The 12083-nt window shown below is 61.8% G+C and carries 9 protein-coding genes; 4 read left to right on the top strand and 5 right to left on the bottom strand.

Annotated elements, in window-relative coordinates:
- Window positions 1–80: 80 nt before the first annotated feature.
- Complete coding sequence (locus tag EXW71_RS08095; protein WP_134656997.1) at window positions 81–2519, top strand: diguanylate cyclase; 2439 nt, start codon at window positions 81–83, stop codon at window positions 2517–2519.
- A 43-nt stretch (window positions 2520–2562) separates the two neighbouring features.
- Here the strand turns inward: EXW71_RS08095 and dacB are convergent, their stop codons facing one another.
- Window positions 2563–4023, bottom strand: coding sequence for a D-alanyl-D-alanine carboxypeptidase/D-alanyl-D-alanine-endopeptidase (gene dacB, locus EXW71_RS08090; RefSeq protein WP_123715422.1), 1461 nt, complete (start codon window positions 4021–4023; stop codon window positions 2563–2565).
- 324 nt (window positions 4024–4347) lie between these two features.
- Window positions 4348–4692: a YggL family protein gene (locus EXW71_RS08085; RefSeq protein ID WP_123715423.1), complete on the bottom strand. Its 345-nt coding sequence runs from the start codon at window positions 4690–4692 to the stop codon at window positions 4348–4350.
- A gap of 260 nt (window positions 4693–4952) precedes the next feature.
- On the opposite strand from EXW71_RS08085, the gene EXW71_RS08080 reads away from it, so the two are divergent.
- Window positions 4953–6278, top strand: a complete 1326-nt coding sequence (locus EXW71_RS08080; RefSeq protein WP_134656996.1) for an FAD-binding oxidoreductase — start codon at window positions 4953–4955, stop codon at window positions 6276–6278.
- A gap of 148 nt (window positions 6279–6426) precedes the next feature.
- Here the strand turns inward: EXW71_RS08080 and EXW71_RS08075 are convergent, their stop codons facing one another.
- The 3 genes from EXW71_RS08075 to EXW71_RS08065 are packed head-to-tail and all read right to left on the bottom strand — an operon-like array spanning window position 6427 to window position 9514.
- Window positions 6427–7890: an aldehyde dehydrogenase family protein gene (locus EXW71_RS08075; protein ID WP_134656995.1), complete on the bottom strand. Its 1464-nt coding sequence runs from the start codon at window positions 7888–7890 to the stop codon at window positions 6427–6429.
- A 39-nt stretch (window positions 7891–7929) separates the two neighbouring features.
- A complete protein-coding gene (locus EXW71_RS08070; RefSeq protein WP_134656994.1) occupies window positions 7930–8643 on the bottom strand; it encodes a cupin domain-containing protein in 714 nt (237 codons plus the stop codon).
- 19 nt (window positions 8644–8662) lie between these two features.
- Window positions 8663–9514: a GNAT family N-acetyltransferase gene (locus tag EXW71_RS08065; RefSeq protein WP_134656993.1), complete on the bottom strand. Its 852-nt coding sequence runs from the start codon at window positions 9512–9514 to the stop codon at window positions 8663–8665.
- Between the two features lie 501 nt (window positions 9515–10015).
- Here EXW71_RS08065 and EXW71_RS08060 point away from each other — a divergent pair.
- Window positions 10016–10684 carry a haloacid dehalogenase type II gene (locus tag EXW71_RS08060; protein WP_123715428.1) on the top strand — a complete coding sequence of 223 codons (669 nt, stop codon included), beginning with the start codon at window positions 10016–10018 and terminating at the stop codon, window positions 10682–10684.
- A gap of 31 nt (window positions 10685–10715) precedes the next feature.
- Window positions 10716–11990, top strand: coding sequence for an FAD-binding oxidoreductase (locus EXW71_RS08055; protein ID WP_123715429.1), 1275 nt, complete (start codon window positions 10716–10718; stop codon window positions 11988–11990).
- The last annotated feature ends 93 nt before the right edge of the window (window positions 11991–12083 follow it).

The following is a 12083-nucleotide window of genomic DNA, read 5'->3' as shown; positions in this document are numbered from 1 at the left end:
GTCAAATACAGGACCGATGGCTATAACTAAATGCCTAGCCAAAGTGACACCCCCGCACGCTGGCGTTGTGAGTGTTGCCTATGCCGTTACAAGGTGCCCGCCCGAAAATTCTAGGCTTTATCAGTGAACAGGCGTCGGCTTGGCTGGTGGCATTGGTGGTGTTGCTGGCAGGCAGTGCGCTGACGGCGGTGGTCGCGTTGGCGGCTGCCGACCTCTATCAACAGCAGGTACGCCAGCGTTTCCAATTACTGGTCAACGAGCGCTATGCCCGCCTCCAGGAACGCTTCGAGGACCAGGAGCAACGCCTGGGCAGCCTGCGGCGTTTTTTTATCAACTCCAATGATGTGTCACGCCAAGAGTTCGATGGCTTCGCCCAGCCCTTGCTCTTGCACACTCGCGCCTATGCCTGGGCTCCACGGGTATTTCGCGATCAGCGCGTTCAGTTTGAACAGGACATTTCCCGCCAGCGCGGCAGCCCTTTTGCCATCCGTGAACTCGATTCGTCGGGCAACCTGGCACCGGCCTCCGAGCGCGACGAGTACGTCCCGGTGCTGTATAGCCAGACCCAGAGCCTGTTGGGCTCGCCTCTGGGGTTCGACCTGCTGGCCCAGCCCCTGCGGCGCTCGGTGCTTGAACGTGCGCAAAAAAGCGGCAAGCTGGCAGTGTCCCAACCGATGCAATTGGTTGGGGTGGAGCCTGCCTACGCCGCCGGCGTACTGTTGGTGTCGCCGGTCAGCAAACAACCCGATGCCGAGCCCTACGGGTTCGTGATGGCGGTGATCAGCATGCGCCAGTTGGTGGCCGATGGTCTGCCCAAGCCGAATCGAGACAACCTGGTGATGCAGATTGTCGACACCTCCGATGATCAGCAGCGAGTGTTGTACGCCTCGAGTAATTCGGTGGGCGACAGCGGCCTGGTCGCCGCGCGCCGGATCACCCTCGGAGATCATGTCTACTCCCTGAGCCTGCGTGCCAGTAAGGTATTCGACCAGGCCAATCATTCTTCGATGAATATGATCCTGACCATGGGCGTGTTGCTCAGTGTCTTGCTCAGTGCCCTGCTTTACGTGCTGGTCAGCCAACGCCAGCGCGCCTTGAAGCTGGTGGAGCAACGCACGGAGCAGCTGCGTCTGCGTGAGCAGCAATTGCGCGGGGCACATGGTCAATTGCGCAGTGTGCTGAATGCGGCGACCCAGGTCGCGATCATCGCCACTGACCTGCGCGGCGTGATCAATACCTTCAATGCCGGTGCGGAGCAAATGCTCGGGTTCAAGGCCGAGCAGGCGCTGGGGCAGTTGACCTTGGAAAGCCTGCACCTGCCTTCGGAACTCGAAGCCCGGGCCGGGTACTTGAGCACGGTATTGGGCAAACGTATCCCGCCCTGCCAGGCGATGCTGGTGGAAAGCCCCGACAGCCAACATGAAGCCCGCGAGTGGACCTTGAGGCGCGAGGATGGCAGCCACCTGACCGTCAACATGCTACCAACCGTGTTGCTCGACGAGCACGGTCTGTGGATCGGGCACTTGGCGATTTACCTGGACGTCACTGAACAAAAGCGCGCCTACGAAGCCCTGGCCGCACGGGATCGGTTGCTGAAAAAACTCAGCGCCCACGTGCCCGGCGGGATCTTCCAGTTCACCTTGGAGCCTCAGGACCGTTGGCGTTTCATCTACGCCAGTGACGGCATGCGCGATATCTATGAAATCGAGCCCGGCGTGTTGCAGCAGGATGCGAGCAGCGTCCTGGAGCGTATCCATCCATTGGACGTGGAGCGCGTGCGAAACTCGATTCGTTTGTCGGCGCTGCAGTTGAGCCATTGGCGCGAAGAGTATCGCGTGCAATTGCCGCAGCGGGGCCTGCGCTGGATTCGAGGCGAGGCCACACCGGAAGAGTTACCGGGAGGTGGCACGTTGTGGCATGGCTATGTGTCGGATATTTCCGATCTGAAACGGGTCGAGGACGAGCTGCGCACACTGTCGATTACCGACGCCCTGACGGGCATCCACAACCGGCGTTATTTCCAGGATCGCGTCAAGGCCGAGATGATCCGGCTTAACCGTACCTGCGGGGCGTTGTCATTGATCATGTTCGATATCGACCATTTCAAGCGGATCAATGATCAGTACGGACACGGCGTGGGAGACGGCGTCCTGCAGGAGCTGTGCAAGCGTATTCTCCAACGCCTGCGTCGCACCGATGTGTTCTGTCGCCTGGGTGGCGAAGAGTTCGTGGTGTTGTGTCCCAACACCGACGGCGAGCAGGCCTACAGCCTGGCGACGCAGCTGTGTCAGTCGTTGCGCTGTGCGCCGATGGAGGTGGTGGGGATCGTCACCGCCAGCTTTGGTGTGGCCAACTGGCGGGTCGATGAAGGGATCGATGGGTTGCTGTTGCGCGCGGACTCGGCGGTGTATGTGGCCAAGCAGGCGGGCAGGGACCGGGTGGAAATGTGTGGCGGCAGCGTTGCGACAAGTCGACCGGCTCGCGAATACGATGGGTCAGTCAAAACCTGGGGTGACTGATCTTTCGTATTCGCGAGCACGTCGCTCCGTCGCTTGCGTTGGGTTAGAGCACCGGCGCTGCGGCGGTCAGTTTCGGCTGGCGATACAGGTCCAGCAGCACCTGATCCAGCACCGACGAAGCACCCCATGGTTTCGAGTCGTTGAGAATCGCCACCACGACCCAGGTATTGCCATTGTTGTCCCGGCTGAACCCGGCGATAGCGCGCACGGTGTTCAAGGTGCCGGTTTTTACATGGGCCTCGCCGCGCAGGGCGGTGGTCTTCAGGCGTTTACGCATGGTGCCGTCGGTGCCGGCAATCGGCAGTGAACTGATGTATTCGGCCGAGTAAGGGCTTTTCCAGGCGGCTTGCAGCATGGCCGCCATCTCGCGGGCGCTGACCCGTTCGGCGCGGGACAGGCCGGAGCCGTTTTCCATCACCAGGTGCGGTGCGGTGATGCCCTTCTTCGCCAGCCATTGGCGTACCACGCGTTGCGCAGCCTTGGCATCGTCGCCGTCGGCATCGTTGCGAAATTGTGCACCCAGGCTCAGGAACAACTGCTGGGCCATGGTGTTGTTACTGTATTTGTTGATGTCGCGGATGATTTCCGCCAGGTCCGGCGAGAACGCACGGGCCAGCACCTTTGCATCCTTGGGCACCGGTGCCTGGATATCGCGGCCCTGGATAGTGCCGCCCAACTCCTGCCAGATCGCCCGTACGGCGCCGGCGGTGTAGGTGGCATGGTCCAACAGCGACAGGTAAGTCTGCGAACTGCAGCCATCGCCCAACTGGCCGCTGACGGTAACGGTCACGCTGCCATCGGCCGCGGTCGTAGGGTTGTAGCGCACGTCGCCGGTGCACTGCTTGGCGTTGTTCGCCTTCACCTGATTGTCGATGCGAATACTCGCAATCGGCGGCTCGACCGATACGATCACCCGGCCTGCATCATTGCGGGTGACGAAGCGCAGGGCCTTGAGGTTGACCAGCAAGGCGTCGGGCTTGACCAGGAACGGTTTGTTTTCGTCGTTGCCGTCGTCATTGAATTCCGGCAGTTGTGGCTGGTTGAAGAAACTGCGGTCCAGCACCAGGTCGCCGGTCACTTGCTGTACGCCGTTGGCGCGCAGGTCGCGCATCAGCAGCCAGAGTTTTTCCATGTTCAACTTGGGGTCGCCACCGCCCTTGAGATACAGGTTGCCGCGCAACACGCCACCGCTGAGGGTGCCATCGGTATAGAACTCGGTCTTCCACTGATGGTTGGGGCCAAGCATTTCCAGCGCGGCGTAGGTCGTGACCAGCTTCATGGTCGAGGCAGGGTTAACCGAGACGTCAGCGTTGAATACGGTCGGTGTACCAGGGCCGGTCAGTGGCAGCATCACCAGGGACAGCGCGGTGTTCTGGATTTTGGCTTTCTGGAGGGCCTGCTGAACATTGGGTGGCAGGGTGTTATTGATGGGGGCAGCGGTAGCGGAAAAGGCCAGTGGGAGGAAAAAACCGGCAATGAGCACTGAACGTAAAGATTTGATCATAAGGAATAAAACCCTACTGCTGAGGAGGGTGAAAAGGTGAGGGGCAAATAAGAAAAATCCCTCAATGGTCCTGAAAGTGTCGGCATTATGCCCCAAGGTGCATCCAGTTGTAGCTGAACGATAGCGGGTATTCGGCGTTTTTTTCCAGGCAGAGGGGCGCTCTCCCTGCCGATTCGGGCGGTGAGTGCGTTGGATATCAGGAATTGGAGGCTTTGGAAGGCTTGAATGACGAGCGCGCGCAGAGCCAGGAGAGGCTTGCTGCAGGTAACGAGGGGGTGACGCTTAAACAAACAGGGCCATCACGAAGGATGGCCCTGATGGCGATCAAGCAACAGGGTTGATCGGCTTTTCCGGGTACCACACGTCCAGCAACGGGCTGACTTCAGCTTTGGTCAGTTCATCACGGGACTTGAGCCAGGCTTCAACCTTGGCGCGCTGCTCTTCGCTGACCGAGCCACGCTTCTGCAGGCAGACCAGACCGTAGTCGTCACCGCCGACGTAGCCCAGGCCGTTGGCTTCCATGGCTTCTTTCAGGAATGCGTCGAGAAATGCATCGATTGCATCGTCAGCCAGATTTTCCTTGAATTCCAGGTTCAGCTCGAAACCCAATTCCTGGAACTCGTCCACACACAGTTTTTTGCGCAGACGCTGGGAGCGGTTAGTGGCCATGAAAACATTCCTCTTAATAAATAACGGTGCGCACTCTACCAGTTAATAGGCGTGACTGCCCCATTTGCGTGCTATCACCGTCTGCCGCCTGGCAGAAAACCGTGGTGTGCCCGGGCGGTAAAGTCTGCCGGAGCGGGCCTGATAAACGGTGGTTTGTACCACCCGACCGGTGTTTTTAACCGTTTATGCATGGCTTCATGGTGGTGTAATGAATCCATGCTGCCGCGATGCCATGACCGACCCTTGACGGATACCCACTTATGCCCGCTCCCTTGATTGCTGTAGAAACTTCTCCCGACTTGCCGACTGACGCTGACGTGGTGGTGATTGGCGGTGGCATCATCGGTTCCTTTACCGCTTACTACCTGGCCAAGCGCGGCATGAAGGTCGCCTTGGTCGAAAAGGGCCGTATAGGGGCCGAGCAGTCGAGCCGTAACTGGGGCTGGTGCCGTCAGCAGAATCGCGATGCGCGCGAGCTGCCGATGGCCACCAAGAGCTTGGAACTGTGGGCGCAGTTCGCCGCCGAGACCGGCGAGCAGACCGGTTTCACTCGCTGCGGCCTGCTTTACCTGAGCAACGACGAAAAGGAAATTGACGGTTGGGCACGCTGGGGCGAGTTCGCCCGCTCGGTCAACGTCGAAACCCATATGCTCACCGCACAGCAAGCCGCTGAGCGCGGCAGTGCGACCGGCAAGCCGTGGAAGGGCGGGGTCTACGCACCCACCGACGGCATTGCCGACCCCTCCCGTGCAGCCCCGGCGGTCGCACGCGCGATCATGGCGCTTGGCAGCACGGTGCATCAGGACTGCGCGGTGCGGGGCGTGGAAACCGAAGGCGGCCGACTGTCTGCGGTGGTGACCGAAAAAGGCACCATCCGCACCCGGCTTGCGGTGCTTGCCGCAGGTGCCTGGGCCTCCTCGTTCTGCCGCCAATACGGCATTCGTTTTCCCCAGGCGACCATTCGCCAAACCGTGCTGCGCGTGTCGCCCCCAAGTCAGGAACTGCCGACTGCATTGCACACGGCCAATGCCTCGATGACGCGCCGTTTCGATGGCAGCTACACCCTGGCGATCAGCGGGCGCGGGCGTGTCGATCCCACCCCGCAGTTGCTCAGCTTTGCGCCGCAGTTCCTGCCGATGTTTCAACGGCGCTGGCGCAACCTCGCCGTGGGTGGGTTCGAAGGCGTGCGGGCAGGCCACGAAAGTTGGAAGCGCTGGCGTCTGGACGAGCCGACGCCGATGGAGAAAATGCGAATTCTTGACCCGACCCCGGACGCTTCGGCGGTCAAGCTGACCTACGAGCGCGGGACGGCATTGATGCCGGCCCTCATGGACTCATCGGTGACGGCCGCGTGGGCGGGGTATGTAGACAGCACGCCCGATGGCGTACCCGGCATCGGTGAAATGGCCAACCTGCCTGGGCTGATACTGGCGGCGGGGTTCAGTGGGCATGGGTTTGGTATCGGGCCGGGGGCGGGGCATCTGATTGCGGACATTGTCAGTGGTGCGCAACCTATCGTAGACCCGACGCCTTATCATCCGGACCGGTTCAAGTCATCGGCGTGGGGCAAAGTCGCGGATTTCTGAGGGGCCGAATGGCTCTGCGCCGGACCGGCATTGCATGCCGGTTTCGGTTCGCAATGTAAGAGGGGGCTTGCTCCCGATAGGGTGACTCACCCCTATCGGGAGCAAGCCCCCTTTTCACAGTCGATGTGCAGCGCCGGCAGACGTTGCTTTAGGCACCGAAGCCGACAATGGCCTTGGTCTCCAGATACTCTTCAAAACCCTGCACACCATACTCCCGGCCATTCCCCGAACGCTTGTAGCCACCAAAGGGTGCCATCGGGTCCCAGGCGGGATGGTTCAGGTGCACTTGCCCGGCGCGAATACGCGACGCCACGGCTCGGGCAAGCTGGATGTCCTGCCCTTGCACATGGGCGCCCAGCCCGTACACCGTGTCATTGGCGATGGCGACGGCTTCATCGAGGCTGTCATACGCGATGATGCAAAGGACCGGGCCGAAAATTTCTTCCTGGGCGATGCGCATGCTGCTCGCGACTTCGGAAAACACGGTCGGGCGCGCATAGAAGCCTGTGTCAAAGCCGGGCACGCGCCCAGGACCACCGCAGACACGTTTCGCGCCTTCGGCGATGCCGATCTCGATCATGGCCTGCACACGCTCGAACTGTGCCTGATTCGCAATCGGCCCGAGTACGCTGTCCACCGATTGCGGGTCGCCCACGACGATGCCGTTGGCGGTTGCCGCCGCGAGCGCTTCAACCTCCGCCAGTCTGTTCCTGGGCACGATCATCCGCGTTGGCGCGCTGCAGGATTGCCCCACGTTGCGAAATGCCGACATCACGCCCAGCGGCACGGCCTTGGCAAAGTCCGCGTCGGGCAGCAACACATTCGGTGATTTGCCGCCCAGCTCCTGGGTGACGCGTTTCACCGTCGGCGCGGCCGCCTGCGCAACCAGGGCCCCGGCGCGGTTGGAGCCGGTGATGGAGATCATATCGATGTCGGCATGCGCGGCCATGGCGGCGCCCACCTCGTGGCCACTGCCATTGACCAGGTTGAACACCCCGGGCGGCAGGCCGGCATCATGCACTAACTGGGCGAACAGCAACGCGCTCAGCGGCGACAGTTCGCTGGGTTTGAGCACTACCGTGCAGCCGGCGGCAATCGCCGGGGCAACCTTGGCGGTGATCTGATACAGCGGCCAGTTCCACGGGGTGATGAGTGCGCATACGCCGATGGGTTCACGCGCGATCGCGGTGCTGCCCTCCAGCGTCTGGAAGCGATAGTCGGCCAGCAGGTCACGTGCGACCCGTACATGCTCGGCCGCCAGTGGCACCTGCATGGCACGCGCGAAACCTATCGCCGCGCCCATCTCCAGGCACAGCGCCTGGGCAAGCGCCTCCTTGCGTTCAAGGATCAGCTCATGGATCTTCCCAAGCACGCGGGCGCGCTCGGCAGGGGCGCACGCCGCCCAGCCCGGAAACGCCGCACGCGCTGCCGCAACGGCGCGATCGACATCTTCGGCAGTGCCGCGCGCCACCTGCGCCACCACCTGCTCGGTGGCCGGGTTGACCACCCCGAGGCTGGCCGGAACTGCCGGCGAAACCCACTGGCCATTGATGTAGAACCTGTCCAGTACGTGGGGATCGACGCTGTGCTGGTTCGTAGAGTGTGTAGTCATTTCAACGGGCTCCCTGGAGCGATAACAGGCGTTGCGAACTTATTTCACCGCGTAAACCTTGCGCACATACACCGTGCCGCGCCAGGCACATGGCGCGCCCTTGGCGACGAAAACCGTGTCGCCGGTGTTGACCGTCAGATCGACACCCTCAGCGTCCTGAAGCGTCATGTTGCCTTCGATCAGGTACATCAATTCGTGCAGTTTGTGCGGGCGAGCGTGGCGGGCATAGGGTGTCGAATCCCAGATGCCGACGCGCAGTTCGGTACTGGCATCGTCAAACAGGTTGTTGGAGCGGCATTGCGGCGCGGAGCCGATCAGGATGTGTGCGTCGGGTGCGGCTGAAGGGTTGAGCATGGCGCGCGGATCGAGCCAGGTCAGGCCGGGACGCAGCGGGGCATCGGTGAGGTTCACGGCGCAGAACGCGCACCAGGTGCCGGGGCTGGCCTGCAGGGTGAGGCGGGTGCCGCGGCCGATCACCGCGCTGTCGCCGACCCCCAGCTCCAGCGTCTGCTCGGCGCTGTGCAGCTGTACTGAACCGGCTTGGACCACCAGCGTTTCACTGTGGGGGAAGTCTTCGATAACGGTTTCGCCGCTCAGCGCGACCAGGCCGGCAGACACGCCGTCGTCGCTCAGCCAGGCAAGCCGGCGGTTGTCGCCGAAGGGGTCGAGCGCGCTCAAGGCCGCGTTGCGAAAGGGCGTGTCGACGGGGCTACCGTCAGCGCGAGCGAGCATCAGGATACGAGGGGAAGACATGGGCAATACTCCAGGAGGGTCAGCCGATCGCTTGGGTGATCAGGGCAAATGCATGCACGCCGGCGCTGGCTCTGGGCGGTTCACCCATGGCCATGCGTGCAACCCTGTCGATGCACTTCAAACCGGCCTGTTCGAGCCAGTCGTTGAGGCCGCATTCGGCCGGGATGTCGATGCGCACAAATGCGTCCGGCACCTCGGCCAGCAACGTGCCGATCAAGTGCTTGGCCTGGTCGAGCGTTTCGGCCACCACCGGGCCGATGCAACGCCCACGACCGAAGGGGCGCAGCAGCGCAATCGCGCGCAACTGGCCGTCGCGTTCGATGCCCACGGCGTGTTCCACTTGCACGTCGCGCAGGATTTCACGGCGGTCCAGGCCGCTGCCGGCATTGGCCAGGGCGATCAAGGCGGCATGATCGTCGGCATTCAGCGTGCGGCAGGTTTCGCCCTCGGCCAGCGCGGTCAGTGCGGGAACTTGCGCCTGGCCTTGATGCTGCTGCACCTGGCCAAACTCGACAAAGCCTTGGCTTGCGTAGAGCGGCGCACCAGCCAGGGTGGCATTGAGCAGTGGCGTGCTTGACCGGCAGGCCTTCAGGGCCATTTCCATCAAGCGGCGGCCGATGCCCTGGCCCTGGTAGTCGTTGCTGACGATCACCAGGCCGATCGTCGTGTAATCGCCTTGGGGGCAGGCGAAAGCCGTGCCGATCAGGCGCTCGCCGTCGAGTACCACAAAGCCATCGCTGACCCGTTGCAACATCGCCCAATCTTCCAGGCGGTGGGGCCATTTGAGTTGCACCGATAACTCATGGGCGGCCGGAAGGTCGGCTGCCGTCATCGAGCGGTAAACGTAATCAGGGTGTGGCAGGGCAGCCATGGCGGGTCTCCGTTAAGCACCGGTTGAGAGTCGTTGAAATGCCTGTATCCCACCTGCTTTCAGGGCTGGCAAGAGGGCGCGCGGTATTCGGTAGATTTGCCGTGCAAGAGGGTAACGCCACCATAGTTACTACCAAATTGGAGGGGGTGCTCAGCAGCAAATGCCTCGCGGCCGATGGGCCTGTTCAGCGCTGTGCGCAGAACGCTTCTTTATAGAGTGCCGTGCGCCACACATTCTGCCGCTCGTCACCCCCAGCCTTGAGCCCTTGCACCTGAAAAGGCCCATAAAAGCGCATGAATACGGGCTTTGCCCAAGCCTGGAGCGCGCCGCAAACTCTGCTGGCGCCGACGGCAAAAACGGTGCTTTGTATTGAGTCAGGGGCATTTTTGATGCCATCTGCTGATTTCACAGTGGTGTAATGAACCTGTGCTGCAACGAGGCCGACGCGCCGTCAGAGCCGCGAATGCTTGTCACTTTCCACTGACTCCAGGACCGCACCCCATGAGCTTCCTTCGTCCCAAATTCATCACGTTCGACTGCTACGGTACGCTGACCAATTTCCAGATGGGCACCATGACCCGCGAGCTGTTCGCGGATCGCCTCGCGCCTGGGCAGATGGACCAGTTCGTCAAGGATTTCACCGCCTACCGTCTTGATCAGGTGATGGGCGACTGGCGGCCCTACGACGAAATTCTCAAGACCGCCCTGGCGCGTACCTGCAAGCGCTGGGGTATCGACTACCGTGAAGAAGGTCAGCTGTATTACGACGCCGTACCGACCTGGGGCCCTCACGCGGATGTGCCGGCCGGCCTGTCGAAGATCGCCGACAAGATTCCCCTGGTGATTCTCTCCAACGCCATGGACAGTCAGATCATGTCCAACGTCGAAAAGCTCGGTGCGCCGTTTCACAAGGTCTTCACCGCTCAGCAGGCCCAAGCCTACAAACCACGCCTGCAAGCGTTCGAGTACATGCTCGACAACCTCGGCTGCGGGCCGGAAGACATCTTGCATGTATCGTCCAGCTTCCGTTACGACCTGATGTCGGCTCACGACATGAAGATCAAGCACAAAGCGTTTGTTGCCCGCGGGCATGAAGTTCCGGGTAATGCTGCCTTCGGCTACCAGCAGATCACCGATATCGGTGGGTTGCCGGGTCTGGTCGGTCTGTAAAAACCAACGTCATTGGCGCACGAGGTTAAACATGGGCAGTGAATCCTATTGGCTCGATACCGCACCAGCCTTCACCGGCGCGCAGTTGGGTGACCTGCCCAGGCAGGTCGACGTGGCGGTGGTCGGTGGTGGGTTTACCGGCCTTTCGGCGGCCAGGGCGTTGGCCATGCGCGGCGCCAGTGTGGTGGTGCTGGATGCCGGGCGGGTGGTCGGTGAAGCCTCGGGGCGCAACGGTGGGCAGTGCAACACCGGGGTGGCCCAGGATTACGCCGGGCTGCATGCCAGCCTCGGGGCAGCCAAGGCGCGGGATTATTACCAGGCTTATGAAAGCGCGGTGCAGACCGTGGTGTCATTAGTGGACCAGGAGCAGATCGCCTGCGACATGGTGCGCAACGGCAAGCTCAAGCTGGCGGCCAAGCCCATGCATTACGAAGGGCTGGCGCGCACCTGCGATCTGATTCGCCGCGAAGTCGATGCCGATGTCGAGTTGCTCGACGCCGGCCAGGCCCGGGCCGAAGTGAATTCGGCGCAGTTTCACGGCGGCTTGCTGCAACGTAACGGCGTGCAAATGCACATCGGCCGTTTCGGTGTGGGCTTGGCCGAGGCGGCGGCGCGTCGCGGCGCGATGATTTATGAGCACACCCTGGTCAATGACTGGAAGGCGCAGGCCGGTGGCTATCAAGTCAACACCGGCCGGGGCTCGCTGCACGCCGGTCAAGTGTTGCTCGCCAGTGGTGCCTGCCAGCACGGTGGGCTTGGCTGGTATCGCCGACGCATCGTACCGGTAGGCAGTTTTGTCATCGTCACCGAAGTGTTGCCCCAGGCGCTGATCGATCAGCTATTGCCGCAGCACCGTGCCTACGTCACCAGCCGCATGATCGGCAATTATTTCCGCCTGACCCCGGATAACCGACTGCTGTTCGGCGGGCGTGCGCGCTTCGCGATGTCCAACAGCGTGTCCGATGCCAAGAGCGGCAAAGTGCTGCAGGCCGCGATGCTGAACATGTTTCCGCAGCTGGCGCAGGTGAAGATCGATTATTGCTGGGGTGGCCTGGTGGACATGACCTCCGACCGCCTGCCACGTGCCGGCCAGCATGGCGGCGTATTTCATTCCATGGGCTACAGCGGCCATGGGGTGCAAATGTCGGTACATATGGGCCAGGTAATGGCTCAGGTGATGGCCGGCAATGCCGAGGCCAACCCTTGGCGTGAACTCGAATGGCCGGCGATCCCCGGGCATTTCGGCAAACCCTGGTTCCTGCCGTTCGTGGGCGCCTATTACCGCTTTCAAGACTACTTACACTGAGTTGCCGTTGTTGCCTCACCGTCGTTTGTGTTTCCAGAACGCTCCGGATAACCGTGAGCACTCGAATCTTCCGATTTTCGACAGGTAGCCTTG

The sequence above is a fragment of the Pseudomonas sp. BCA17 genome (assembly GCF_004519405.1).
Lineage (GTDB): Bacteria > Pseudomonadota > Gammaproteobacteria > Pseudomonadales > Pseudomonadaceae > Aquipseudomonas.
The sequence above is the reverse complement of the archived record's forward strand: the minus strand, read 5'-3'. Positions and strand labels throughout refer to the sequence as shown.